Source organism: Nocardia sp. NPDC058640, assembly GCF_042716995.1.
GTDB lineage: Bacteria > Actinomycetota > Actinomycetes > Mycobacteriales > Mycobacteriaceae > Nocardia.
In genome coordinates, this window is record NZ_JBHXRG010000001.1 from 224,211 (window position 1) to 248,678 (window position 24,468).

A 24,468-nucleotide genomic window follows, 5' to 3' on the forward strand; every position below is an offset into this window, starting at 1 on the left:
AACTCCCTTAGCTCACAGCCGAATTCAGCTGCCGGTTGCCTTCTGGTACGCCGCGACATCGGCGTCCAGGTCGGTCAGCACCTTGTTCCAGTCGACCGCCACAACCTCGACACCGGTCATCGCGGCGGCGGGGCCACCGTCGGTGGGGGCGGGCACGTCGGTGCGGGGCGACACGGCGAACGCATCGGGACCCAGCTTCGCCTGCGCGGCCGGGGCCATCAGGAAGCTCATCAGCTTGGTGGCGTCGTCCTTGTGCGGGGCGCCCTTGGCCAGACCCATCATGTACGGGACGGCCACGGTGGAGCGCACGCCGGCGCTGGCCGGGAAGAAGACGTTGAACTTGGAGCCCTTCTCCTTGACCGTGGTCAGGTTCATCTGCACGTCGCCGTTGGCGATGAGCAGCTCACCCTTGTCGACCTTGGCCTGCAGCTTGCCGGTCGACGACGACGGGCCGACATTGTTGGCCTGCAGTGCGGCAAGGTAATCCAGCGCGCCCTGCTTGCCGCGCAACTGCTGCAGCAGCACCAGCACCGCGGTGCCGTCACCGGCCTGGCCGGGGGTGGAGTACTGCAGCTTGCCCTTGTACTCGGGCTTCAGCAGGTCTTCCCAGGTCAGCGCCGACGCGTCGACCGCGGGGTTGGCGATGAAGCACAGGAAGTTGTTCGCCATGGTCACGTAGGTGCCCTCGGCGTCCTTGGCCGCGGCCGGGATGGCGGCGGTGTCGATGCCGCTTGGCTGCAGCAGGCCCGACTGCTTGGCCTTCTGGATGAACGGCGGCAGGGTGACCACGACGTCGGCCTGCGGGTTGGACTGTTCCTTGTCCACGCGGTTCACGACCTCGCCCGAACCCGCCTCGACCAGGTTGACCGCGATGCCGGTCTCCTTGGTGAACGCGTCGAACTGGTTCTTGTACCAGCCACCGACACCGTCGGCGGAGTACACGGTGACGGTCTTGCCGCTGGCGGATTCGGTGCCGGTGCCACCACAGGCGCCGGTGAAGGCGACGGCGGTGACGCCGACCAGCAGCAGCGCGGCCTTGGACAGGCGGCGCGCGGTGAGGGAAGTACGCACGATTGCAACAACTTTCGTTCAGATGCCGGGGGAATCGCAGGGACGGAAGGATCGGAGGGGGACGCCGCGGCGGTACCGCGACGCAAGCTTTAAAGGACCAGTGCCGGGAAATCGGCGACGGAGTCCACGACATGGGTGGCACCGGCGGCACGCAGCTGGTCGGCGGTGTGCGCGCCGGTCAGGGTGCCCGCGACGATGCCCGCGCCCGCGTTGCGTCCGGTGGCGATGTCGCTGGTGGTGTCACCGAGCACGGCGATCCGGTCGACCGCGTCCACGCCCAGACGCAGTGCGGCGGCCAGGATCATGTCCGGGTAGGGGCGACCGCGACCGGCGTCGGAAGGGGCGAGGGTCAGGTCGACCAGGTCGATCCAGCCCAGCGCGGCCAGCAACTTGTCCTGGGTGCCGCGGCTGAATCCGGTGGTCAACGCGACCTTGATACCGGCGTCACGCAGCGCGGTGATCGCTTCGACGGCACCGGGAATCGGCGCGATGTCGACCTGCTCGACCAGTGCGTCGTAGGCGGTTTCGAAGGCGCGGTTGCCGAGTTGGGCGGCGGCCTCGTCGCCGGGCAGCAGGGCGCGGAACACCTCGATCTTGGACTGGCCCATGGTGTCGATGACGTAGCGGCGAGCTTCCTCGCGACGCGGGCCCTCGGCTTCGATCCCGGCGGCGGTCGCGGCGGCTTCGAAGGCCTGCAGTACCAGTCCCCCGTCGGCGACGGTGGTACCTGCCATGTCGAGCACAGCGAGCTGAATCTTGTGGTCCGACATCACAGTCCGATCTGGTCGATGGTTTGTTCGCCGATGGCGGGGCCAAGGGTCATGCCGCGGCCGCCGGGGCCGGTGACGACCCAGACGTTGGTGTCGGCCTGCACGCGGGTGACGATGGCGCCGGGGTCGACGCTTTGGCTGTACACGCCCGCCCAGCGGCGCACGATCTGCGGCAGCTTGCGGCCCAGCAGTTCCTCGGCCACCTCGGTGAGGTGGTCGTAGGGGGCTTCGTCGACGTCGAAGGCGAAGGGTTCGGTGTATTCGTGGGTGTCGCCGATGGTCAGGCCGCCGTGCAGGCGCTGCACGCACAGCAGCTGCATCTTGTGCTCGGCGGCGGTGGCCGACTGCGACTGCTCGGCGTTGAGCGAATCCAGTTGCGGCCCTGCGAAACCGGGGTAGTAGCGGAAGCTGTCGCCGTCGGCGATCGCGGTGGTCAGGGGTTCGCCCAGCGGCGCGGTCTGCATCATCTGCAGTCGCACGCGGCGCACGGGGAGGTCGCCTGCCAGTTCGCGGGTGAGGCCGGAATGGGCGGCGCCGGGGCAGTGGATGACCAGGTCGGCCTCGTGGCGGCGACCGTGATCGTCGAGCACGACCGCGCCGGAACCGGTGTCCAGGATCGAGCGGGCCTCGGTGCTCTCGTGGAAGGTGTAGCGGCCGGTCGCGGTCATGTGGGCGCGCAGGGCGGGCAGCGCCTGGCGCGACTCCACCGCGGCATCGGTCGAACAGTGCAGGCCCGCAAGGTATTTGCCGCGCAGGGCGGGGTTGATCGCGCGGACTTCGTCGGGGTCCAGCAGCGAGAAGCCGCGCGCTTCGGCGGTGGCACCGACGGCCGCGGCTTCGGCGACGGCGAGTTCGGCGGGGGTGCGCGCCAGGGTGATGGAACCGGCGGGGCGGAAGCCGACGCCGGGGACCCGGCCGCCGATCTCCTCCCACATCTCGCGTGAGCGCAGCGTCAGCTCGAGCTCGTCGGCCGAGCGGCCCGAAACCCAGACCAGACCGAAGTTGCGGACCGTCGCGCCGCGGGCTTCGCGTTCGCGTTCCAGGTGCACGACCTCGTGTCCACGGGCTGTTGCCGCCCAGGCGTGTGCGGTGCCGAGGATCCCTCCACCGATGATGACCAATCGCATGGCACCGATAGTGGCAAATGGTCTAGACCTATAGGTGTGGGCCGTGAGAACGGCAAGTTAAATTTTGGTATAGACCAATCCATGTACCCTGGATGGCATGGATTCGCCGCCGACAACCCGTGTTCCGAAGGTGTTCCTGGTCCGCACCGAAATCGATCTCATCCTGACCGAGCTCGACGAAGGCGACCCGGTGCCCTCGGAACGCGACCTGGCCGCCCGCTTCGGCGTCGCCCGCGAAACAGTTCGGCACGCACTGCGAGAACTGTTGGTGGAGGGCAGGATTCGCCGACGCGGCCGGGGCACCGTGGTGTCGCGGCCCAAACTGACGCAGCCGCTGTCGCTGCGCTCCTATACCGAGGGCGCGATCAGTCTGGGTCGCACCCCCGGCCGCGTGCTGGTGGCATGGGAGGACATCGCCGCCGACGCCGCGACCGCTGCCGACCTCGAGGTGGAGGTGGGCACCGAGGTGATGCACCTGGAACGTGTCCTGCTCGCCGACGGTGAACGCGTCGGACTGGAGAGCACCTACCTACCGCTGCATCGATTCGCCATTCTGCGCGGTACGTATGACCCGACCACGTCGTTGTACGCCGCGATCCGCGCCACCGGTGTCGAACTCGCCAGTGCGCGCGAACGCATCGAAACCGTACTCGCCGCGCCGAGAGAAGCAGGACTGCTGGAATGCACCACCGCACTGCCGATGCTGCTGTTGCACCGGCGCAGTGTCGACGCCGACGGCGCGCCCATCGAACGGGTGCGCTCGCTGTACCGCGGTGACCGCATCGCCTTCGAGGCGCGGCTGTCACCGGAGCACGCGTAACCCCTACTGCTCGGGCAGCCTTCGCCGTCCGCCGGCCACATCGGTGACCAGATCTGTGTAACCATCCACAAGCTCGGCAAGGTGATACCAGTGCTTGTGTGTGTTATCGCTTCGCGCGCCGTCGATGTCGATGGCCTGGTTGGCATCCACCCAGCTACGCGCCATCCGGTCCACCACCGCACCCAGACTTTCGGTGTGCAGCGAGGCGCCGTTGCGATGCAACGGGATCTCCTGCACACACCAGTCGTTGATGTCGTCGACCAGTTCACTTCGACGGCAATCGATCTCGGCGATCAATGCCGTGTCACGCACCTGCCCCCGCCGTTCGTGCAGTTCAGCCAGTGCGTGCGCTGACCGCAACAATTCGCGATCTTGAAATCGCCGCCCCTGAAACGCACACAACAATTGCGGAGCGGTCGGCAGCAACCCCATCACCGGCGCGCTCATCGCAAGGCCCCGAATTCACCCGACACCCAAGATTTGTCTACCAACATGATTGGCTCTCGATTCGGTTATCCCGGTCATCTGTTCGGATTGTTCGCAACCAGGCTAACGCCGATCATGCTCGCTCAGAACAGGAAACGCAAGATTGCGTTAGCACTGCCGCAGTAAAGCCTCCTCGACAGAACCGGCGGTCACATCCGCAGTCCCACACAGCCTTCCGGCGTGCCTGCCCGACGCGCCGAACACCATGGCAACCGCTATGTTGCTGTCTTCGCCGAACGCGTGACAGCGGGGCCTCGCAGCGCAATAATGCGTTTCATGGCAGGCAAGCGTACGACCCTGACCGTCCGGCTCCGCCGGCTCGCCGCGATGCTGCGTGAGTTGCGCGAAAGCGCCGGACTGAGCAAGGAAGACGTCAGCGCGCGCACCGGAATCAACGTCACCACGCTGTACCGGATCGAAATGGCGCAGGCGCGCCCGCAACGGCGCACGCTGGGCGCGATGCTCGATCTCTATCAGGTCGACGACAAAATGCGCGACGAGGCACTCAGCCTGCTGACCGACGCATTGAAACCCGGCATGTCGCGACCTTACGAGGGCGCGGTGTCCGAGGTTTATGCCAATTACATCAATTTCGAGGCAGAGGCGTTGTCGGCCCGGCAATACCAGACCTCGACGATCCCCGGACTGCTACAAACGTTCGAATACGCCGCCGCGGTGATCGACACTTCGATGCCACGACTGGACGCCGCGGTGATGGAGAGCCGGGCGCAGGCGCGGATGGATCGCGCCATCAACCTCACCAAGGACGAGCCGCTGGAACTGTGGGTGGTGATGGACGAGGCGGCCATTCGCCGGGTGGTCGGCGGCGCGGCGACGATGGCGGGTCAGCTGGATCGGCTGCTCGACGAGACCAAGCGCAAAAACGTGATCCTGCAGGTACTTCCATTCGACGCGGGCGCGCACCCCGGCATGGCCGGGTCGTTCACGCTGCTGGACTTCCGCAATCCGGTCGACCCGGAGCTGGTGTATGTGGAGTCGATGTCGGTGCACGACCTGGTGGAGGGGCATTCCGAGATCCGGCGGTTCGGTGTGATCTTCGATCAGCTGCGCGCGATGGCGTTGAGTCCGCGCGATTCGGCGAAATTGATCACCGAGGCGCGCGACGAGATCGTGCGGTCCGCCGCGGATCAGTAGCGGCTGGCGCGGCGGAAGCCGAGCGCGGCGGGTATCGCGAAAACGGCTATCGCGCCGATGGACCAGGCAACGGTCGCCAGTAGTGGGCCTCGGACGGGCCCGCCGAGGGACAGGCCGCGCATGGTGTCGATGGCGTGCGACAGGGGGTTGTTCTCCACGATCGGTTGCGCCCAGCGCGGGTAGGCGATGAGTGGGACGAAGCCGGTGCTGAAGAACATCATCATCGATGAGGCCAGCGAAACACCTTCTACCAGTGTGGCTTTGGCGGTGTAGACGGCCAGTGCGGTGACCATGGTGGCGAAGCCGAGGCCGAACAGGACCGGGATGGTGAACAGGGCTATCGCTGCCAGGGGGCCCTGGGTGAAGCGGAAGCCCAGGGCTAGGCCGACGGCGAAGATCACGATGGTGCACAACAGGATTCGGACGGCTTCGGCCAGCACTCGTGACAGCAGGCCCGATGCGCGGTGGACCGGCAGGACCCAGAATCGGGACAGCAGGCCTTCGTCGCGTTCGCGTCCCAGGGTGACGGCGCCTGCCAGCGAGCCCGACATCACGCCGACCAGTGCGACCATCGGGACCGAGCCATAGAGGGCGTTAGCACCCGCGAAGGATGAGACCTGTTTGCCCAGTACGGCATTCAGCATCACCAGGAGCAGTGCGGGGAACAGCAGAGCCTGCATCACCGTGAACGGGTCTCGGCTCCAGCGCATCAGCAGTCGCTTGGTGTGGATCATCGTCTGCGGCAGCAGCATTCGCAGCGACTCGGCGCCCTGCGACATGGCCATTGTTGTCATGAGGTCCGCCGGGCGGCGTGATGCGCGGCGAGCGCGGCGCAGACGATCAAGATGCCGATCGCCCAGGCCAGGCCTGGTCCTAACGTAGCGATGTCGACCGCGCCCGCGTTTCCGGTGGAGTCACCCGCCAGTGCCCGCAGCCCGCCTACGAACTGGGAGACGGGCTGATTGCGGACGAAAAGCTGTAGCCAGCTGGGGAATTGGCTCGCAGGGGCGAAGCCGGTGGACACCATGCCGAAGATCAACTGGGGCAGCACCAAGATCTGGGTGGTCGCCTCGGGACTCGACGACAGGCTGCCGAGCAGGTCGGCGCCACAGCACAGGGCTATCGCGATGAGCAGCGCGAAGGCGAGGAAACCGGCTGTGTGCCACCAGCTTCCGTAGAAGCGGAAGCCGATCACGGCACCGCAGACCAGTGCGGCGGCGATCGCGATCAGCGCGCGGTGTGCGGCCACGGTGATTCTGGCCGCGAACGGTACCCAGCGTGGCATCGGCAGGGTGGCGAAGCGGACGTCAAGGCCCTCGCGGGCGTCGGTGGCGGAGCGGAAGGCGGCGGCGATGGCGCAGAACGCGACCGCCTGCATCACGATCATCGGCATCAGGAACTGGGCGTAGCTGCTCAGGCCGTGGCCGTAGACGGTCATCACCAGGTTGAGCGGGACGTAGAAACCGATCGTGAACACGACGGGGGCCAGCACGGCGGTGAGGATCTCGCCGGTGCGCCAGGCGGGGCGGATCAGCCGTAGCGCGAGCACCCACCATTGCGTCAGGGCAGCGGTGCGCGACCGGTCGTTCGCGGTGACCGGATCGTCGAGGGTGTGCACCGGTCCATCGTGGTGGATGCGGGTTGTCGCCGTGGGGAACTGGCGTGCGCATGTCGGGCGCGCCAGTTCGGCGGCGGGCCAATGCTTTCGGTTCAGTAGGTGTGCGCGGGCAGGCTGCGCGCTCCCGACCACAGGTCGTCGATGAGGCGTTCGTAGCTGTCGGCCAGGTCGTCCAGGCGGATCCACTCGTCGTAGAACACCGACTCCGGGGCGCCTGCCAGGGCGACGAAAGCTTGCGAACTGTGCTGGGCCAGTCGGTCGACCAGGTCGCCGAGGGTCTCGCAGTGTTCGTCCGCGGCCGCGGGCGGGACGGGGGCGGCGAGGATGACCCAGCGGTCGATCGAGCGCATCAGTTGGGCGCGGCGGCGATCGATGCGGTCGGCCTCGCCGCACGGGATGCGCTCGCGCAACTGGTGCAGGATCGCTAGCTCGCCCGCAGCGTCGAGGATCGGGTGGTCATCGTGGGGCAACCCGCGAAAAGCCGCGAGCAGCACATCGCGACCGGGCAGCATCTCCTCGCGCGCGCAATGCCGCATTTCACCGCTCCCCCGCCGAACCGACGACGTCAACGCGCGAAACCTTCATCTGGCACACCTCCGGCTCGGGGCACGACACCCCGGTGGGGGTGCCATCGCGTGCAACGGAACGCACCGACCCGCGCGGATCACGCAAACCCGGCAACAATCCCGCCACCACTGTCCCTCACAAACCCCGAGCCGGAAGCGATTTAGCGACAGGACATTCTGATTGTCCGCTGCGCCGCTAGACCGCCTCTCCGCGAATTCTGGCCAGACTCTGGAGCGTGGTCGACCGGGCGTGCGGCCGGCGGTGGCGTGATCGGTCCCGTTTGCCCGTACCCGGCGAGTTACCCATGTGCTTCCTACTGCACGCGGAGGCTGCCGAAAAGCCCGTCTTTTTGGTTCTTCGGGCCCGCCGTGAAGTACAGGGCGTTGGTGTCGCCCAGGCTTTCGCCGTTGCCGAACATCAGTGCCCGCAGCCCGGCGATCTCGACCGGGTTCGCCTTGCCGTCGCGCAGGGAGTCCACGAAGGTGCCCGTGGTGTCGTCGTAGGCCAGCACGCGACCCAGCCCACCGGAATTGCCGATCAGCAGCTTGCCCGACAGCGCACCGAAGTTCGACGGCGCGATCGCCACACCCCAGGGGGCGTTGAGCCTGCCGCCGTCGTCGATGATGCGCACCAGCTTGCCCGTGCCGTCGAATTCGGCGACCTTGCCCTTGTCGGGCTTGCCGTCGGACGCCTTGTCCTGATCGGTGTCCAGGGATGCTGCCTTGCCCTTGTCGAAGGCCTTCGCGTCCTTCTTGTCCGGCTGTGTCACGGCGTAGGACACGAACACTCGACTGCCCAGGGTGGTGATGTTGAACGGCGCGGGATCGCCCGGCACGGCCTTGTTGCCCTTCTCGGGCGAGGACGCGTCGATCACCTCGCCGGTGGCGAACGGGTTCGCGAAACCGGTGGTCGCGATCGGCTGCCAGTTCTTGTCGAAGGTCCGAATCTGCGGGTCGGTGCCGAAATCGGCGGCCAGCAGCTTGTCGCCGGTGGGGTTCAGCGCGAGGCCGAGGAAGGACATGCCTGCGGCGGTGCCGTCGAAGACCTGGTTGGCGCCACCGTCGCGGCGCACGATCGCACCGTCGGGGGCCTGCTCGGTCCAGGCCGAGATCTTGCCCGAATCGGTGGCGAAGATGTACCGGGCGGAACCGCCCAGCGGAAGCGGCATCCCGTCCACGTCGACCCACTGGTCGCGAACCACGAACAGGTCCGAGGTGATCGGCGCCGGGTTGAACACCACGCCGGTGGCCTTGCCGACGCTCTTGTCGGACGTGTCGGCGTCGGCGCCGGGGATGCCGACCAGCTTCAACTGATCCTGAGTCAGCTTCTGCAGCTTGGGATCCGAGGACGACTGCACATCACCGAGGAACTGGAACGACTTACCGCCCGCGCCGACCCAGAAGTGTCCGCCGGCGCCCTTGGGCTGACCGGCCAGACCCCACGCACCGACCATGTCGGGCAGCGTGAACTGGGCGTGAGAGGAGTCCTTGGTCGCAGCCAATTCTGTTCGGCTGTACCGGTTTCCGTCCAGCGCGGCCACCTCGGTGGCAGCCTGCGTGTTCGAGCACGCCGCGGCGAGCAGCACTGCCGCACCGAGCACCGCGCCACGCACCAGCCCCGACCGCACCGTGCGTGCACCCCTGTCATGTCCGTTCACGTTCGTTCCTTTCGACATTCCGCCACACGGCATTCAGGCGACGCTGACCTTATCGTGACGCGCGCGGCGGTGCGCCGTGACCGCCCCCGCGACCGCAGGTCTACGCTCGTGCCCGTGGCCGAACCCTCCCCCGCAGTCGCCCCGCACCCCGACATCGCCGCTCTGGCACCACTACTGGGTACCTGGCGCGGACGCGGACACGGCGAATACCCGACCATCGAATCGTTCGACTACACCGAGGAAATCACCTTCGGACACCTGGGTCGACCCTTCCTCACCTACCGGCAGCGCACCAAGGCCGGCTCCGACGGCCGACCGCTGCACGCGGAGACCGGATACCTGCGCAGTCCCGCGCCGGGGCGGGTGGAGTTGGTGCTCGCGCATCCGACCGGAATCACCGAGATCTGCGAGGGCACGATCACCGAAACGGTCGACGGAATTCGCTTGGAATTGAACTCCACGAATATCGGATTGAGCGATTCGGCAAAACCCGTGACCGCGGTGAGTCGATCGTTTCATGTCACCGGGGACACGATCGAGTACACGTTGCGAATGGCGGCGGTGGGCGAGAGTTTGCAGCATCACCTTGCCGCGACTCTGCAACGCGGCTGAGTCGCCAGGAATTCGACAACTTACCCGAAGATGGCCTCTGATCAGCGCCTATGCGCAATCGAAATGGAAAATTCACCTTTTCATCATGGCCGTCAGCTGGCATGTTCGAACACGCCCGCACATAGGGCAACAATTGTGTGTCGCTTACTGCCGCCGCCTGTTGCACGGGTAACCGCCGTTCTACGGTTGTGCGTCAGCTAATCCTCAGACAATGAGGGAGACGTGCAATGAGGCGATCCACCCTGATCTTGACCACAGCTGGAATGATTCTCGGCGGCGCGGCCGCCATCGATATTCTCGACGGGGCGGTCACCGCCGCACCCGAACCTGTTGCCAGTTACAACGTGCTGCACGACACGGCGTCATCCCATACCGAGAGCACCTCGCTCGCGGTGGTGCGGGGCCTGTTGGCGACCGAGAACGCCGACTGACCCGACTTCACCGCGACGTATCAGTAGCCCGCGGGCAGGGCTGCGAACATATCCCGGGTCACGGCCACCGCATTGTCGGAGCTGCCGCCCTTCACCAGTAGGGTCGCGAACGCGATATCCCCGCGATAGCCGACGAACCACGAGTGCGACCCACCGTCGACCTCGGCTTCGCCGGTCTTGCCGAAGACCTCGCCCTGGTCCCTGATGCGTTCGGCCGTGCCGCCGGTGACCACCATGCGCATCATCGAACGCAACCCCTGCACGACCTCCGGATCGATCGGCGGCCGCTCGCCGGTGATCTCGGTGGGCCTGCCCGCGATCAGATAGGGCACCGGCGCGGCACCGTTGGCCACCGTCGCGGCCATCACAGCCATGCCGAACGGGCTCACCACCACGCGACCCTGACCGATGCCGTCCTCGGCGCGTTGCACCAGGCCGTCGGCGGCGGGCACCGAGCCGGACATCGTCGGTAGGCCTTCGACGCGATAGTCCTGGCCCACGCCCAGCCGTGCCGCGGCCTTGGTGAGCGCGTCGGGTTCGAGCTTGCTGGCCAGTCGGGCGAACGTGGTGTTGCACGAGCGTTCGTAGGCGGTGGCCATCGGCACTTCGCCCACGGAGAACATGTTGTAGTTGGGGATCGTGCGCTCGCCGATGATCGTGCTGCTCGGACAGGCCAGCACGGTCTGCGGGGTGGCAAGGCCCGCCGCCATCGCGGCCGACGCGGTGACCGTTTTGAAGATCGAGCCCGGCGGGTACTGGCCGCTGGTGGCCACCGGGCCGTCGCGGTCGGCGGCCTTGTTCTGGGCCACCGCCAGGATCGCGCCGGTCGACGGGCGAAGCACCACCATCATGGTCTGCTCGGTACGCAGATCCACCGCGTGCTGGGCGGAATTCTGCACGAAACGGTCGATGCTCAGCGCGAACGACGGGGCGGGTTCGGCGGGCTCCTCGTGCAGCACGGCCAGGTCGGCGCCGTCGGCGTTGCGAGTGACCACACTCCAGCCCGCCTTGCCGTCGACCTCGGCGATCACCGTTTTCCTGACCTGGGTGAGCAGGTCGGGGGCGAACTTGCGGTCGGTGGGCACCATGTCCCACTCCTGCGTCAGCGTCACGCCGGGCAGGCCGATCAGTTCGCCGCCGATGGTGTCGGCCTCGTACTCGTTGAGCAGGATCACCGTGTGCGCGCCTTCGGCCTTGCGCGCCGACGCCAGGATGGTGTTCGGGGTGTAGGCGACGGGGTCGATGCGGCTCAGTGCCGCGGCCAGTGCGCCCGCGACCCGGTTCGGGTCGGGAGCCTCGGACACGGTGAACTTCACCCGCGAAACCTTGCCGGGCACAAGGACATCGCTGCCCGCGGACTCGTTCACCCTCGCGCGCGGTGCGGCCCGGGTGCGCAGTTCCATGGTCTGGGTGTCGCCGAGTTCGGGGTGGATGTCGGCGGAAGTCCAACGCACCAGCCATCGTCCGTCGCTGCGGCCCATCTGCAGTTCGCCGGTGTAGGTCCACTGGCGGCCTTTGGGCAGCGTCCACTGGTAGGTGTAGTCGACGGTGGCGGTGTCACCGGTGACGCGGGCGTCGCCGGTGCGGATCGACAGCTTCTCCGCCTGCAGGGTCTGCCAGGTGGAAGCCAGTGCGGCCGTTGCCTTTTCCGGCGCGGTGGTCAGCGCGGCGGCCGCGGACAGGTCGTGCTCGGCGAACGCCGCCGCGAACGCGTCGGCGGCGGGCACCGGCCCCTGTGTGCCTGCCGAACAGGCGGTTGCCGCTACCGCGAGGGCAGCTACCGCGCAGGTGGTGAGCATCCGAGTCCTCATCGGCACCGATGGTAGCGCCGAACTTCGGCGGTGACCTGCGCGCCACGCGACCGAAAATTCAGTCCAGCAACACCGTTGCGAACGTGGCGATCTGGCGGAAACCCACCCGACTGTAGGCACGGCGGGCGACGCGGTTGTAGTCGTTGACGTACAGGCTGGCTGTACGGCCTGTTGCCACAACAGCATTGGCCACCGACGCCGTGCCCGCGGTGCCGATGCCCGCACCCCGGTGCTCGGGATGCACCCACACGCCCTGGATTTGGCCGGTGCGGCGTGACAGTGCGCCGATCTCGGCCTTGTAGATGACCTCGCCGTCTTCGAAACGTGCCCAGGCCCTGCCGGATTCGATCAGGCTGGTGATCCGGCGTCGGTATCCGCGGCCGCCGTCGCCGGTGCGCGGATCGACGCCGACTTCTTCGATGAACATGGCGATCGCGGCGGTGAGGTAGCGGTCGATCTCGTCGGGGCGCACGCGACGCACTCCCCCGTCGGCGCGGGTGATCGCGGGTTGGGCCATGGCCAGCAGGGGTTGGTCCTCGCGCAGCTCTCGCGCCGGGCCCCAGGAGGGGAGCAGCATCTCCCATAACGGCAGAGCGAGTTCCTGTCGGCCGACCACCGAGGAGCACACCCGGGGCCAGCGGCCCGCGCGGTCGGCGAACGCGCGCAGGGCCGGGCGGTCACCGAGTAGGGGCACGAGGTTGGCGCCGGAGAAACACAGGGAGTCGCCCGGGCCGCCGCGGCTCCAGAGTTCACCGACGCCGTTGCGGGAGTCCAGGCCGAATTCCTGCACTCGGGCGGCGATCATGCACGAGGCGACCGGGTCGGCGTCCAGCACGCGCAGCACTTCGTTCAGGTCTCGGACGGACACCGGGCGCGCAGGACCGGTCTTGGACCGTCGCGTCGGCTCCAGCAAGCTCCGCACGGCACCAGCCTGCCACGAATGCCCGCGCAACGGTACGGGTCTGTCGAATCCGACGCCTTACCGTGAGAGTGAAGATCCGTCGTCAGCTGACGGTGACGATCGGCTCGCCCTGTTCGCCCATCTCCTCGGCGATGCGCATCGCCTCTTCGATCAGGGTCTCCACGATCATGTGCTCGGGCACGGTCTTGATGACCTCGCCCTTGACGAAGATCTGCCCCTTGCCGTTGCCGGACGCGACACCCAGGTCTGCCTCGCGGGCCTCGCCGGGACCGTTCACGACACAGCCCATCACGGCCACGCGCAACGGCACTTCCAGGCCTTCCAGACCGGCGGCGACGGCGTCGGCCAGGGTGTACACGTCCACCTGGGCGCGACCGCACGACGGGCACGACACGATCTCGAGCTTGCGCGGGCGCAGGTTCAGCGACTGCAGGATCTGGCCGCCGACCTTGATCTCCTCGGCGGGCGGGGCCGACAGTGACACGCGGATCGTGTCGCCGATGCCCTCGGACAGCAGCGCGCCGAACGCCACCGCGGACTTGATCGTGCCCTGGAACGCGGGGCCCGCCTCGGTGACGCCCAGGTGCAGCGGGTAGTCGCTGCGCGCGGCGAGCTGGCGGTAGGCCTCGACCATGATCACCGGGTCGTTGTGCTTGACCGAGATCTTGATGTCGCCGAAGCCGTGGTCTTCGAACAGGCTCGCCTCCCACAGCGCCGACTCGACCAGCGCTTCGGGGGTGGCCTTGCCGTACTTCTCCAGCATCCGCTTGTCCAGCGAACCGGCGTTCACGCCGATGCGAATCGGGATACCGGCGGCACCGGCGGCCTTGGCGACCTCGCCGACGCGACCGTCGAATTCCTTGATGTTGCCGGGGTTCACGCGGACCGCGGCGCAACCGGCGTCGATCGCGGCGAAGATGTAGCGCGGCTGGAAGTGGATGTCGGCGATCACCGGGATCTGCGACTTCTTCGCGATCGTGGCCAGCGCGTCGGCGTCTTCCTGACGCGGACAGGCCACCCGCACGATGTCGCAACCCGAGGCGGTGAGCTCGGCGATCTGCTGCAGGGTGGCGTTGATGTCGTGGGTCTTGGTGGTGGTCATCGACTGCACCGAGATCGGCGAGTCACTTCCCACGCCGACCTTGCCGACCATCAGCTGGCGGGTCTTGCGCCGGGGTGCGAGAACAGCAGCGGGGGCGGCGGGCATCCCCAATCCGATGGTGCTGGTCACGGTCGGCGCCTTCTTTCGTACGGATATCGGATTGACCGGGTGTCTGTTGCCGAGCTTAGTCGCGCGGGGTGACGCAGCGCCCTGTGAGGGGCGCTACACCGGTTGTTTTGCGGTCAGCGCAGGCTGATCGGGTTGACGATGTCGGCGGCGAGGGTGAGCAGCATGAACGCGCCGCCGATCACCACTGCCACGTATGTCAGCGGCAACAGCTTGAGGTAGTCGACGGGGCCGGCAGGGGCCTTGCCACGCCAACCTCGCAACGTGTTGCGGATCTTCTCGTAGAGCACCACCGCGATGTGACCGCCGTCCAGCGGCAACAGCGGCAGCAGGTTGAACGCGCCGAGGAAGAAGTTCAGGCTGGCCAGGATCAGGATGAACATGCCCCACAGGCCACGCTCGGCGGTCTCGCCACCGAGGCGGCTGGCGCCGTAGACGCTGACCGGAGTCTCCGGGTCGCGTTCGCCGCCGGTGACTGCTTCCCACAGCGCCGTCACCTTCTGCGGCATCTTCGCCAGGGACTTCACCGTTTCGACGAAGAAGTCGCCGGTGAAGGAGATGGTGGCCGGGATCGCGGCGATCGGGCCGTACTTCTGCGGTTCGGCGAAATCGGGGCCGACTCCGACCGCGCCCACCTCACGGCTGGGGCCTTCCTTGGGCGTGCGCACGACCCGCTCCGCGGTGACCGGGACGGTGAGCTGCGTACCGTCGCGTTCGATCGTGTACGTGAACGTGCCGGTCTGCTTCTGGGTTTCGGCCTGGAACTGCGCCCACGTGGTCACCGCGACGCCGTTGACGGCCTTGACCACGTCACCACGCTGCAACCCGGCGCGCTGAGCTGGGCCTTCGCCGGTGCAGGGGTTAAGGGTCTTCTGAGGCGTTTCGGTGGCGACACAGCTCATCGAGCCCAGCGCGGTGGCCGGCGGCTGTTCCAGCTGCGGCAACCCCCAGCCCACCGCCAGGATGAACAGCAGAATGAATCCCAGCAGGAAGTTCATGGCGATGCCGCCGAACATCACGAACAGCCGCTTCCAGGTCGCCTGGCGGTACATCGCCCGGTCCAGGTCTTCCGGCTCGAGCTCGTCCAGCGCCGTCATGCCCGCGATATCGCAGAACCCGCCCAGTGGCAGCGCCTTCAGGCCGTACTCGGTCTCACCGCGACGGTACGAGAACACCTTCGGGCCGAAGCCGATGAAGTAGCGGCGCACCTTCATACCGGTGGCCTGCGCGGCCCACATGTGCCCACACTCGTGCAACGCGATCGAGATCGTGATGCCGAGGGCAAACAGGGCGAACCCCAGCGCGAAAACCATGTTCTCCCTGCCGTGTTTGTTGGCGACCGAACCAGTGAGTCAGGACGCGATGATCTTCGCGGCGAACTCCCGTGCCCAGCGGTCGGCCGCGAGGACGTCGTCCAGGGTATCGGGTTCGGCGTGCCAGCGGTCCGCGGCCTCTACCGCGCGGGTGACGGTGCGCACAATCGCGGGGAAGGTGATCTTGCCGTCGAGGAAGGCTTGCACGGCCACCTCGTTGGCGGCGTTGTAGACCGCGGTGACGCTGCCGCCCGCCTCGCCTGCCTGGCGGGCCAGCAGGATCGCGGGGAAGACCTTGTCGTCGACCGGTTCGAAAGTCCAGGTCGAGGCGGTGCCGAAGTCGCAGGCGGCGGCCGCTCCTGCGATGCGGTCGGGCCAGCCCAGTGCCAACGCGATGGGCAGTTTCATGTCCGGCGGGCTGGCTTGGGCCAGGGTGGAACCGTCGGTGAAGGTGACCATCGAGTGCACAATCGACTGCGGGTGGACCGTGACGTCGATGCGGTCGTAGGGCACGCCGAACAGCAGGTGGGTCTCGATCAGCTCGAGGCCCTTGTTGACCAGCGACGCCGAGTTCAACGTGTTCATCGGACCCATCGACCACGTCGGGTGGGTTTTGGCCTCGGCGGGGTTCACCGATTCCAGCATTTCGGTGGTCCAGCCGCGGAACGGGCCGCCCGAGGCGGTCAGGACCAGGCGATCCACCTCGTCGGCGCGACCGCCGCGCAGGCACTGGGCCAGCGCGGAGTGCTCGGAGTCCACGGGCACGATCTGGCCGGGTGCGGCGGCGCGTGTCACCAACGAACCGCCCGCGACCAAAGATTCCTTGTTCGCCAAGGCCAGGCGGGTGCCCGCTTCCAAGGTGGCCAGAGTGGGTTCCAGTCCCAGCGAACCGACCAGGGCGTTGAGCACGACGTCGGCCTCGGTGCGGCGCACCAACTCGGTCGCCGCATCCGGCCCGCCGAGCTCGAGATCCAGCGCCTGCGCGGCCGCGGGATCGGCGACAGCGACATTGCGAGTTCCGGTAGCGGCCATCTGCTGCGCCAACAGCGCCGGATTGCCGCCGCGCGCCGCCAGACCCACCACTTCGAAGCGGTCCGGATTGGCGGCGATCACCTCGAGCGCCTGCGTGCCGATCGAACCGGTACTGCCAAGAAGCAGCACCTTCACCCGATCGGAGGACTGGGAACGGCCGTGCGCGGCACTGGTTGCGGGGTGGGACACGGCCCCATTGTGACAGGGCTACTGGCTACGACGGACGGTCGTATGCCACGATATGCTCACTCGCCCAACCAGAACTCGAGCCCTAAGGAGCGATCGTGGCAGCCACGGACCTCGATAAAGCCAGCACCGAGCGCGCCGTCGCCACCAGCGTCGACCCCGCCGAGGTGCCCTCGGCAGCATGGGGCTGGAGCGGTGAATCGCGCCGGGCCGCCCAGATCGCGGGATGGTTCGTTGTCGTAGCCCTGCTCGGCATGACCATCGGCAACCACCAGGGTCACGTCGAGGACATCTTCCTCGTCAGCCTCGCCGCCGTGATGGCGCTCATGCTGGTGATCGACTCGCTCACCCATCGCATCCCGAAGTAACTCTTCGGCATTTCACGAACCCCGCCTGCGGCAGCAATGATCTTGCGCCGCAGGCGTTTTCGTCGGTCAGCGACCTCGACGGGCAGGTTTGCGACCGCGCGCGACAGGCTTCTTGGGCGGCGGCTTCTTGGCCGACTTCTTCGGCGCCGGCTTGCGCGCTTCGGTGCGCTTGTCCGGTTCCGCCACCCCGCCACGCGAACTGTTGGCCGAACGACCACGCACGATGCCGACGAACTCCTCGAGCAGGTCGGAATCGGTGCCCGTGGGCCAGGCCAGGGAGATCTCGGTGAAGTCGGTATCGCTGACCGGGCGGTAGACCAGGTCGCGGCGGTGATGCAGGCGGGCGATCGACTGCGGCACGATCGCCGCACCGCCGACCGCGGCCACCATGGCCAGCGCGTCCACGGCCTGGTCCAGATCGGTGGTGTCCTGGACGGTTTCGGTGGCCAGCTCGGCCGGGGTGATCGTGTCCAGCAGCGACAGCGCGTCGTCCTTCTGCACGACGGCGACCGGGGTCTCCTGCCACAGTGAGATCGCGTTCGTCGCGGTGCGGTCGATCGGCAGGCGGACGAAGCACACGTCGACGCGGCCCTCGCGCAGCGCCGCCTCCTGCTCACCCTGCGCGATCCCGATGACCTCGAGGGGATGGTCGGGCAGTCGATCGGCCCAGATCCGCGCCCACTTCTTCACCGTGACCCCCGGCACGAACCCCACCCGCAGGCTCGCGGGCGCATCGGGCTTCTGCTCGCGTTCGGCCTGATCCTGCACCCTGATCAGCTCCCTGGCATGCGCGAGCAGGGCACTACCGTCGTCGGAGAGCTGGGTGGGCGACGCGCCGGGCACGAACAGGCGGGTGCCCAGTTCTTCCTCCAGCTCGATCACCGTGGCGCTCAGCGCCTGACGGGGAATCCGCAGGGCCTTGGCGGCGCGCGCGAAGTGCAGTTCCTCGGCCACGGCGACGAATCGACGCAACCGGGCGAGGTCGATGGAGTCGGCGGCGGTGACGTCGAAGTCGCTCATTCTGACCAGAATATGGCACTCACGCGACCGGTCGGTCAGGCGATCACAGGTTCGTCAGCAACGCGATCACTCCGGCGATCACCAGGACCACCACGATCATCACCGCGTAGACGCCCAACGCCGACCCCCAACCGCCGCGTGCCGGGGGCGGAGTCGGGATCCTGGCCGGTTGCTGCCAGTACTGCGGGGGCGCGTTGTACTGCGGCTGCGGCATCTGCGGCTGGCTGTACGGCGGGATCGGCTGCGCCGGTGAACTCACCGGGCGCATGGGCTGCATACCGACGAACGGTTGCGCATGCGAACCCGAGACCGGACGGGCCAGCGGGGTCGAACCGGTGGTGCCGGTGCGCATCGCCCGCTTGGCGGCGTCGACGAACTCCTCGCACGAGCTGAACCGGTCGGCGGGTCGCTTGGCCAACGCGCGCGCCATCACCGCGTCCAACACCGGCGGCAGACCCGCGCGACGCGGGCTGATCGGCGGTGGCGGCGACTGCAGATGGCCGGTGATCACCGCGGCCGGGCTCGTCGACTCGTACGGTGCGCTGCCGGTCAACAGGGTGTACAGGGTGCACGCCAGCGAGTACTGGTCCGCGCGGTGATCCAGGGCCGCGCCGGTGAGCTGCTCGGGGGCGGCATAGGCCAAAGTCGCTGTGAACGAGCCGGTTTCGGTCAGGTGACCCGAATCGTCGCGCAGGCGCGCGATGCCGAAATCGGTGAGGTAGACCCGTTCCTGACTGTTGGACCGGGCCAGCAGGATGTTGGCGGGCTTCACATCACGATGCAGCACACCCGCGCGGTGCGCGTAATCCAGCGCGGCGGCGGTCTCACCGATGATCTGCAACGCGCGATCGGTGGGCAGATTGTGCGGGTTCAGCGACGACGCGTCGATCCCGTCGACGTACTGCATGCTGATCCACAACTGATCACCCTCGACCCCGCGATCGAACACGGTCACGATATTGGGGTGATCCAACTGCGCGACCAGATCGGCTTCGCGCTCGAACCGGGCCCGGATCTCCTTGTCGGAGAACAACTCCCGATTCAACAACTTCAACGCGGTCCACCTGGGCAACCGCGGATGCCGAGCCAGATACACCGACCCCATCCCGCCACGCCCCAGCTGCCGATCAACCGTATAGCCGGCGAACACCGTCCCGTCAGAAACCACTCTGACCCCACAATCTCGCTCGTCGTCCGACCGCTGGACCCTACCAAAGCGCGGAACGCGGCGTGGCGGGTGACAGGCCGCGCACGGGCAGCACCGAGCTACCTCCGGTCAGTGCAGTGGAAAGCGAACGAAGTCCTTCAGCAAGGGAGCGAGGTCATTACCGGATGTCGAGCTGCGGTGCGAGAGCAACACCCAGCGTTCGCGACCTGGGTCGCTGAAGGTGGAAACCACCGCCGCGAGTACGTACCGGTTGTTGTAGTACAGGGTCCGGTGGTCGTCGCTGCGCGTGCCGGACGCCCCGCTGCCCACATCTCGTGACTTGCTCTCGAAATCGGCGACGGCCGCAGCCGCGGACTCCGCGGTGGGAAACGTGTAGAAGGAGAAGTGCGAATCGCGGATCTCAGCGGATTTGCAGGCCCACTTGGCGCCCGCGGCCTGGAAGGTGATCTCCCACTCGAGCTCGTTGCGAGTCGTCGTATTGACGTAGGCCCTGCAGTTCCGGCCACCGAAACCGATGCCTTCGATATAAGGATTGCGGTGCTCGAGACCGGCGACCTCCCCCGGCGGCAGCAGCTGCGGAAAGGCCGCCGACATCGCGGCGATGTCCTTGTGGGCCTGCGTGCGATTCAGAATGTCCGCCACAAAGGTGCTCTCGTCACGCCAGACCCACACCCCCGCGCCCACCACTACCGCCAGCACCACGAGCAGCACCGAAGGGGCCCAGGCACGCGAGGTGCGTCTGGCCCGGGCGGGAACGAACGGCACGGCATTCCCGGCGGGGCGCGCTCTTCCTGGAGACGGCTGATGCGGCGCAGACGGGACATGCACGCGTGGCTGGGCAGGCCGTGGCCCGAAACCCGTGGGCCCGGTACCGGTTCCGTGCAACGCCCAGCGCACAGCTGCCGCGAACTCCGCACAGGAGTCGAAGCGGTCGGCGGGGCGTTTGGCCAGTGCACGCGCCAACACGGCATCGACAGCGGGCGGCAACTCGGGACGACGAGCCCGGATCGACGGTGGTGGTCCCTGCAGATGCCCCTGGATCACCGACACCGGATTCGTCGACGCGAACGGCGCGGCCCCGGCCAACAGCGAATACAGCGTGCATGCCAGCGAATACTGATCGGATCGGTGATCAAGGGGCGCACCGGTCAGCTGCTCCGGCGACGCGTAGGCCAGCGTCGCGGTGAAGGTGCCGGTCTGCGTCAGATGGTGCGCGTCGTCGGTCGGGCGGGCGATGCCGAAATCGGTCAGCAGCACCCGTTCCCGGCCGGTCGCGCCGGCGAGCAGGATGTTGGCCGGCTTCACGTCGCGGTGCAGCACGCCGTTGCGGTGCGCGTGATCGAGCGCGGCCGCGGTCCCCTCGATGATGTGCACCGCGCGTTCGACGGGGATCGGCTGGTCGATATTCGCCGCGTCGACACCGTCGACGAACTGCATGCTGATCCACAGTCGGCCCTCGTCGACGCCCCGGTCGTACACCGTGACGATGTTCGGATGCTCCAGCTGTGCCGCGAGATCGGCTTCGCGTTCGAATCGTGCGCGGATCTCGTTGTCGGAGAACAGCTCCGCGTTCAGCATCTTCAGCGCGGTCTGTCGTGGCAAACGGGGATGTCGGGCCAGATACACCGACCCCATCCCCCCACGCCCCAGCAGACGCTCGATCGCGTACCCGGCGAAGACATCACCCGTCGTCAGCATGGTCCCCCGTTGTCCGACCGAATCAGTACATGGCGCGCGCTGTCGCGGGCCGTGACCAACCTAGCGTCTGCCTCCCCCGCGCTGGGTAGCTGGTACGCGTCACCGAATCGGCAGGGTGGCGGGATCACTCCTCGATGCGCACGCCCATCGAACGTGCGGTGCCTGCGACGATGCGCATCGCCGCTTCGACGTCGGTGGTGTTCAAATCGGGTAGTTTGCGAATTGCTATGCGGCGCAGTTGTTCCCGGGTGATCGCGCCCACGGCCTTGTGGCCTGGCTGTGGCGAGCCGGGACGGCCGAGTGCCTTGCGGATCAGCGACGCCGTCGGTGGGGTTTTCAGGCGCATGGTCCAGCGTTTGCGGGCGTCGATGGTGATGACGGCGGGGATGATCTCGCCGCGGCGGTCCGCTGTCGCGGCGTCGTAGCGGCGTTTGACCTCGAAGGGTGGGACGCCGGTGGGGCCGAGCATCTTGCCCAAGGTCATCAGCGAGGCGTTGCCCGCTTCGAGCTCGAGAGTGACTGTGACAGAGGCTGTTTCGCGCGCCATAATCAACGATCTCTGACGCGCGCATCGTTGCGGTTCCGCGGCGATAACGCCTGGGCCGCAACCCCCGACGAGCGTTCGGTTCGCCTGATCCGGGTTCGCCTGTCACTCTGATGCGGTGAAACGTGACGTTTCCGCTCACCTGGAGGTCGCGGTCCATGCCGATTCGGTGCTGCAGTGTCAGATCGCTGCCGCCCGACGACCCGGGCTGGACCTGATCGAGTCCATGACGTGCTCGATCGACGGCGAGTTCCTCACCCCGCGTGAGATTCTCGGCCCGCTCGGTTCCCGGATCCACGTGCTGGACGTGCGCGCGGGCACCCTGCGGATCGACTATCAGGCGACCGTGCTGGGCACCGCCTTCGTCGAGCCGCTGTCCGACTACGACCTGGCGCTGTATCGACGACCCAGCCGGTACGCGGAGTCGGACAAACTGCTGGGCTTCGCGGCGGCCGAATTCGGTTACGGCATAGCCGATCCCGAGGTCGCCAACCGCGTCGCCCAATGGATCGGCCGACGGATCACCTACCTCCCCGGCAGCAGCACGCCCATCGACGGCGCCGTGGAAACCCTGCTGTCGGGCACCGGCGTCTGCCGCGACTTCTCCCACCTGATGGTGGCGTTGCTGCGCGCGGTAGGCGTACCCGCCCGCGTCGCGGCGGTCTACGCACCCGGCTGCGTCCCGATGGACTTCCACGCCGTGTGCGAGGCCTACATCAACGGCAGCTGGCGCGCCTACGACCCCACCGGCCTGGCCCCCCGCTCGAGCCTGGTCCGCATCGCCACCGGCCGCGACGCCTCCGACATAGCCTTCCTCGACAACCACGGCGGCGACATCACCCTGAACTTCATGTCCGTCAACGCCTTCGTCGAAGGCCCCCTCCCCTACGACGACTTCACCACCCCGACCAGCATCGTTTAGCCCCTCAACCGCCGGTCGACAGGGTCTGCATCTCCACCAGCAGTTGAGCAAGGTCACGATCCCGATTGAACCCACGCTCAGTGATCAACCGAATCGCCTCAGCAGCATCCGCGAAGTCCTCATCGGTTGCGACCACGGCCAAACTCCTGAGATCCGCCCCGTCCTGTGGCCGACTCTCGTCATCGCGAGCAAGCAGCTTCAATGCGATGAGATGGCCGGTGCGAGCAACAGGCATGACCAAACCGGGAAATATCTCGAGCCGCTCCGCCGCACCAACAATCTCCGGCTCGATACCCGAACTGGCAAAAAGCAGATCAACGACAACTGGGACGCCGTCGATACGCCGCTTGAGCCGGACAGTCGCCAACCGCCCGTTATCGTGCTCAACCGAAGCGAAAAACTGGTACCCGGCCGCCATCAGCGACTGCACCAGGCCCTCGGCCTGAGTGTCATCGAGCACCGCGGCAGCGATGTCGATATCCGCCGTGAACCTTGGATTCGATCGGGCCGACACCGCGAACCCGCCGACGATCGACCACCGGCATCCGCGTTGATCAAGATCGGAAGCTGCCTTCCGCAGCGCTGCCTCGAGCGGATTCACGCGAACCTGGCCGACGGTCGGCCTCGCCCTCCACCAAGCGGCTCGAACGGTCGCGACAGCAACCACTCGTCAATCGCTGAATCGATCACCGCCTCATCCGCGTCCGGATGCTGGCGACGAAGTCGAGCGCGCTGCATGCCCAAGCCGAACTCGAACATATCGATCGCAAGCCGGAGCCGATCCGCAGGTGAGTCGTCGTCCATGCACAAAGCCTACCGTCGGCGTCGATTACACACCTTGACCATCCGCAACCCCTGCAAACCACGTTCCTCGGCTGAACGAGTTGGCCATCCATTGGCGTTGAGAGCCTTGGCGCTTCATCTTCGTGTCGACCACCAGTTGACCTCGCGAATCAGTCCCCCTGCGGTACCGCGACCGTTGTGAAGCGAACGAGGTCGACCTGTCCATTGAGATTGCCCATTACCCCGATCAGCCCCTGACAGGTGTGCTCGTCGTAGAAGAAGATGCCCGTCCTCGTTCCGAAGACCCGAAAGCCGTGCCAGAACGTGAATTCCGGGATGCGCACGGTCGGGTGCTCGGATCGTGGTCGCTGCCAACCGCGACTGTCCGCGATGCGCTCGAGTGCCGCGTCGATCAGGGGGCTCTCGCCCACCTGTCCCGCGCTCATGAAGTCCGCCTTCATCGCGAGCTCGTCATGGAAGTAGCTCCACGGAACGTCGAATTGCTTTGCGGTTCTCAGCAGTTCCCGCACGTGCGATACCCGAACTCGCAGGGCGGTGGAGCTTTCAGCAACCATGATGCAACCTTTGAGGGCTCGATCGAGACAGTGGTCAACGACGATCGCCAGCGTAGCCACACCCACTGACACAATTCCAAGCCCGCCGCACCCTTCGGCCATATCGCCAGATTCGGTCGAGCTGGTCAGCCTTCCGCTGCCAACTGACCGCAGGCCGCGGCGATCTCCTGCCCGCGGGTGTCAGGCACCGTGCACGACACACCCTGGGCGATCACGCGCCGAACGAACTCGCGCTCAACGGGTTTGGGGCTGGCGGCCAACAGATGGGACTGCTGCACGCCCGAAGCCTATGCAGGACGAGTTCGTGCGCCGTGTCCAGGCGCAGGGCGTGACGTGCACGGTCGGCCTCGATCAGCGGGCGGATCGCCGTGATCGCGCGGCTGATCGAGGATTGAGAGGTGCCGACCGTTTCGGCGATGTCAGCTTGGGTTGGATTTCGCCGCAGGGAAATCAATGTCGCGCGCAGCGAGGCCAGCAATCCTAACGTCGGCGGCCATCCGTGGGGTGCGACCGCGACGAACTCGCAGACCTGGGGGGCCAAATCGGCATACCGAGCACGCGTGAGGCCGGGGGCATTGCACAAA

Annotated in this window: 26 protein-coding genes and 1 pseudogene; 6 read left to right on the top strand and 21 right to left on the bottom strand. The window is 67.1% G+C overall.

What is annotated here, in order from left to right:
* Positions 1–24 precede the first annotated feature (24 nt).
* The 3 genes from ACFWU5_RS01130 to ACFWU5_RS01140 form a co-directional block, all read right to left on the bottom strand.
* A complete protein-coding gene (locus ACFWU5_RS01130; RefSeq protein WP_379265722.1) occupies positions 25–1,071 on the bottom strand; it encodes a 2-aminoethylphosphonate ABC transporter substrate-binding protein in 1,047 nt (348 codons plus the stop codon).
* An 89-nt stretch (positions 1,072–1,160) separates the two neighbouring features.
* Entirely contained in the window at positions 1,161–1,841 is a 681-nt protein-coding gene (locus ACFWU5_RS01135) for a phosphonatase-like hydrolase (RefSeq protein WP_379265723.1), read from the bottom strand.
* On the bottom strand, positions 1,841–2,968 hold the full coding sequence (locus ACFWU5_RS01140) for a TIGR03364 family FAD-dependent oxidoreductase (protein WP_379265724.1): 1,128 nt from the start codon (positions 2,966–2,968) through the stop codon (positions 1,841–1,843). The genes ACFWU5_RS01135 and ACFWU5_RS01140 overlap by 1 nt, the downstream gene beginning before the upstream one ends.
* A gap of 97 nt (positions 2,969–3,065) precedes the next feature.
* Between ACFWU5_RS01140 and ACFWU5_RS01145 the strand changes: the two genes are divergently transcribed.
* A complete protein-coding gene (locus ACFWU5_RS01145) occupies positions 3,066–3,788 on the top strand; it encodes a GntR family transcriptional regulator (protein ID WP_379265725.1) in 723 nt (240 codons plus the stop codon).
* 3 nt (positions 3,789–3,791) lie between these two features.
* Here the strand turns inward: ACFWU5_RS01145 and ACFWU5_RS01150 are convergent, their stop codons facing one another.
* Positions 3,792–4,151, bottom strand: a complete 360-nt coding sequence (locus tag ACFWU5_RS01150) for a DUF4254 domain-containing protein (protein WP_101468584.1) — start codon at positions 4,149–4,151, stop codon at positions 3,792–3,794.
* 399 nt (positions 4,152–4,550) lie between these two features.
* Here ACFWU5_RS01150 and ACFWU5_RS01155 point away from each other — a divergent pair, with 399 nt between their 5' ends.
* Positions 4,551–5,429: a helix-turn-helix domain-containing protein gene (locus tag ACFWU5_RS01155; RefSeq protein WP_379240733.1), complete on the top strand. Its 879-nt coding sequence runs from the start codon at positions 4,551–4,553 to the stop codon at positions 5,427–5,429.
* On the opposite strand, the gene ACFWU5_RS01160 is transcribed toward ACFWU5_RS01155, so the two are convergent.
* From ACFWU5_RS01160 to ACFWU5_RS01175, 4 genes are all read right to left on the bottom strand, one after another.
* Positions 5,423–6,223 (bottom strand): ABC transporter permease, encoded by an 801-nt coding sequence (locus ACFWU5_RS01160; RefSeq protein ID WP_379265726.1) that lies wholly within the window; start codon positions 6,221–6,223, stop codon positions 5,423–5,425. The two genes, ACFWU5_RS01155 and ACFWU5_RS01160, sit on opposite strands and share 7 nt — an antisense overlap.
* Complete coding sequence (locus ACFWU5_RS01165) at positions 6,220–7,047, bottom strand: ABC transporter permease (protein WP_379240731.1); 828 nt, start codon at positions 7,045–7,047, stop codon at positions 6,220–6,222. The genes ACFWU5_RS01160 and ACFWU5_RS01165 overlap by 4 nt, the downstream gene beginning before the upstream one ends.
* Before the next feature lie 92 nt (positions 7,048–7,139).
* The gene (locus ACFWU5_RS01170; RefSeq protein WP_379240730.1) at positions 7,140–7,583 is read right to left on the bottom strand and encodes a hypothetical protein; all 444 of its coding nucleotides are present in this window, start codon (positions 7,581–7,583) and stop codon (positions 7,140–7,142) included.
* 344 nt (positions 7,584–7,927) lie between these two features.
* Positions 7,928–9,271, bottom strand: coding sequence for a TIGR03118 family protein (locus tag ACFWU5_RS01175; protein WP_379265727.1), 1,344 nt, complete (start codon positions 9,269–9,271; stop codon positions 7,928–7,930).
* A 114-nt stretch (positions 9,272–9,385) separates the two neighbouring features.
* Between ACFWU5_RS01175 and ACFWU5_RS01180 the strand changes: the two genes are divergently transcribed.
* Positions 9,386–9,883, top strand: coding sequence for a peroxynitrite isomerase (locus tag ACFWU5_RS01180; RefSeq protein ID WP_379240728.1), 498 nt, complete (start codon positions 9,386–9,388; stop codon positions 9,881–9,883).
* A 227-nt stretch (positions 9,884–10,110) separates the two neighbouring features.
* Complete coding sequence (locus ACFWU5_RS01185) at positions 10,111–10,314, top strand: hypothetical protein (protein WP_379240727.1); 204 nt, start codon at positions 10,111–10,113, stop codon at positions 10,312–10,314.
* A gap of 20 nt (positions 10,315–10,334) precedes the next feature.
* Here the strand turns inward: ACFWU5_RS01185 and ACFWU5_RS01190 are convergent, their stop codons facing one another.
* The 5 genes from ACFWU5_RS01190 to dxr form a co-directional block, all read right to left on the bottom strand.
* Positions 10,335–12,125, bottom strand: coding sequence for a penicillin-binding transpeptidase domain-containing protein (locus ACFWU5_RS01190; protein WP_379265728.1), 1,791 nt, complete (start codon positions 12,123–12,125; stop codon positions 10,335–10,337).
* 58 nt (positions 12,126–12,183) lie between these two features.
* On the bottom strand, positions 12,184–13,047 hold the full coding sequence (locus tag ACFWU5_RS01195) for a GNAT family N-acetyltransferase (protein ID WP_379265729.1): 864 nt from the start codon (positions 13,045–13,047) through the stop codon (positions 12,184–12,186).
* Between the two features lie 82 nt (positions 13,048–13,129).
* Entirely contained in the window at positions 13,130–14,278 is a 1,149-nt protein-coding gene (gene ispG / locus ACFWU5_RS01200) for a flavodoxin-dependent (E)-4-hydroxy-3-methylbut-2-enyl-diphosphate synthase (protein WP_379240724.1), read from the bottom strand.
* Between the two features lie 113 nt (positions 14,279–14,391).
* Entirely contained in the window at positions 14,392–15,588 is a 1,197-nt protein-coding gene (locus ACFWU5_RS01205) for a M50 family metallopeptidase (RefSeq protein ID WP_379265730.1), read from the bottom strand.
* A gap of 39 nt (positions 15,589–15,627) precedes the next feature.
* Positions 15,628–16,809 carry a 1-deoxy-D-xylulose-5-phosphate reductoisomerase gene (gene dxr, locus ACFWU5_RS01210; protein ID WP_379265731.1) on the bottom strand — a complete coding sequence of 394 codons (1,182 nt, stop codon included), beginning with the start codon at positions 16,807–16,809 and terminating at the stop codon, positions 15,628–15,630.
* Between the two features lie 95 nt (positions 16,810–16,904).
* Here dxr and ACFWU5_RS01215 point away from each other — a divergent pair, with 95 nt between their 5' ends.
* Positions 16,905–17,174: a DUF2631 domain-containing protein gene (locus ACFWU5_RS01215; protein ID WP_379265732.1), complete on the top strand. Its 270-nt coding sequence runs from the start codon at positions 16,905–16,907 to the stop codon at positions 17,172–17,174.
* A gap of 66 nt (positions 17,175–17,240) precedes the next feature.
* Here the strand turns inward: ACFWU5_RS01215 and ACFWU5_RS01220 are convergent, their stop codons facing one another.
* From ACFWU5_RS01220 to ACFWU5_RS01235, 4 genes are all read right to left on the bottom strand, one after another.
* Entirely contained in the window at positions 17,241–18,194 is a 954-nt protein-coding gene (locus tag ACFWU5_RS01220; RefSeq protein WP_379265733.1) for a LysR family transcriptional regulator, read from the bottom strand.
* Between the two features lie 43 nt (positions 18,195–18,237).
* Complete coding sequence (locus ACFWU5_RS01225; protein ID WP_379265734.1) at positions 18,238–19,362, bottom strand: protein kinase; 1,125 nt, start codon at positions 19,360–19,362, stop codon at positions 18,238–18,240.
* A gap of 108 nt (positions 19,363–19,470) precedes the next feature.
* Positions 19,471–21,060 carry a serine/threonine-protein kinase gene (locus ACFWU5_RS01230; protein ID WP_379265735.1) on the bottom strand — a complete coding sequence of 530 codons (1,590 nt, stop codon included), beginning with the start codon at positions 21,058–21,060 and terminating at the stop codon, positions 19,471–19,473.
* Between the two features lie 124 nt (positions 21,061–21,184).
* Complete coding sequence (locus ACFWU5_RS01235; protein ID WP_379265736.1) at positions 21,185–21,607, bottom strand: uL11 family ribosomal protein; 423 nt, start codon at positions 21,605–21,607, stop codon at positions 21,185–21,187.
* 115 nt (positions 21,608–21,722) lie between these two features.
* On the opposite strand from ACFWU5_RS01235, the gene ACFWU5_RS01240 reads away from it, so the two are divergent.
* Positions 21,723–22,526, top strand: a complete 804-nt coding sequence (locus ACFWU5_RS01240; protein ID WP_379265737.1) for a transglutaminase family protein — start codon at positions 21,723–21,725, stop codon at positions 22,524–22,526.
* A gap of 4 nt (positions 22,527–22,530) precedes the next feature.
* On the opposite strand, the gene ACFWU5_RS01245 is transcribed toward ACFWU5_RS01240, so the two are convergent.
* The 4 genes and pseudogenes from ACFWU5_RS01245 to ACFWU5_RS01260 all read right to left on the bottom strand — a co-directional run.
* A complete protein-coding gene (locus ACFWU5_RS01245; RefSeq protein ID WP_379240715.1) occupies positions 22,531–23,127 on the bottom strand; it encodes a nucleotidyl transferase AbiEii/AbiGii toxin family protein in 597 nt (198 codons plus the stop codon).
* The gene (locus tag ACFWU5_RS01250) at positions 23,124–23,330 is read right to left on the bottom strand and encodes a hypothetical protein (protein ID WP_379240714.1); all 207 of its coding nucleotides are present in this window, start codon (positions 23,328–23,330) and stop codon (positions 23,124–23,126) included. Before ACFWU5_RS01250 ends, ACFWU5_RS01245 begins: the two co-directional genes overlap by 4 nt.
* 149 nt (positions 23,331–23,479) lie before the next feature.
* On the bottom strand, positions 23,480–23,944 hold the full coding sequence (locus ACFWU5_RS01255; RefSeq protein ID WP_379265738.1) for a hypothetical protein: 465 nt from the start codon (positions 23,942–23,944) through the stop codon (positions 23,480–23,482).
* 65 nt (positions 23,945–24,009) lie between these two features.
* Positions 24,010–24,138: pseudogene (locus ACFWU5_RS01260) on the bottom strand (23S rRNA (adenine(2503)-C(2))-methyltransferase RlmN); the annotation flags it as partial.
* Between the last annotated feature and the right edge of the window lie 330 nt (positions 24,139–24,468).

Coding starts and splice junctions, on each gene's coding strand:
- ACFWU5_RS01135 (WP_379265723.1), bottom strand. CDS start 1,841: ATGTCGGACCACAAGATTCAGCTCGCTGTGCTCGACATGGCAGGTACC.
- ACFWU5_RS01140 (WP_379265724.1), bottom strand. CDS start 2,968: ATGCGATTGGTCATCATCGGTGGAGGGATCCTCGGCACCGCACACGCC.
- ACFWU5_RS01145 (WP_379265725.1), top strand. CDS start 3,066: ATGGATTCGCCGCCGACAACCCGTGTTCCGAAGGTGTTCCTGGTCCGC.
- ACFWU5_RS01155 (WP_379240733.1), top strand. CDS start 4,551: ATGGCAGGCAAGCGTACGACCCTGACCGTCCGGCTCCGCCGGCTCGCC.
- ACFWU5_RS01160 (WP_379265726.1), bottom strand. CDS start 6,223: ATGACAACAATGGCCATGTCGCAGGGCGCCGAGTCGCTGCGAATGCTG.
- ACFWU5_RS01170 (WP_379240730.1), bottom strand. CDS start 7,583: ATGCGGCATTGCGCGCGCGAGGAGATGCTGCCCGGTCGCGATGTGCTG.
- ACFWU5_RS01185 (WP_379240727.1), top strand. CDS start 10,111: ATGAGGCGATCCACCCTGATCTTGACCACAGCTGGAATGATTCTCGGC.
- ACFWU5_RS01190 (WP_379265728.1), bottom strand. CDS start 12,125: ATGAGGACTCGGATGCTCACCACCTGCGCGGTAGCTGCCCTCGCGGTA.
- ACFWU5_RS01205 (WP_379265730.1), bottom strand. CDS start 15,588: ATGGTTTTCGCGCTGGGGTTCGCCCTGTTTGCCCTCGGCATCACGATC.
- ACFWU5_RS01220 (WP_379265733.1), bottom strand. CDS start 18,194: ATGAGCGACTTCGACGTCACCGCCGCCGACTCCATCGACCTCGCCCGG.
- ACFWU5_RS01230 (WP_379265735.1), bottom strand. CDS start 21,060: ATGCTGACGACGGGTGATGTCTTCGCCGGGTACGCGATCGAGCGTCTG.
- ACFWU5_RS01235 (WP_379265736.1), bottom strand. CDS start 21,607: ATGGCGCGCGAAACAGCCTCTGTCACAGTCACTCTCGAGCTCGAAGCG.
- ACFWU5_RS01250 (WP_379240714.1), bottom strand. CDS start 23,330: ATGGACGACGACTCACCTGCGGATCGGCTCCGGCTTGCGATCGATATG.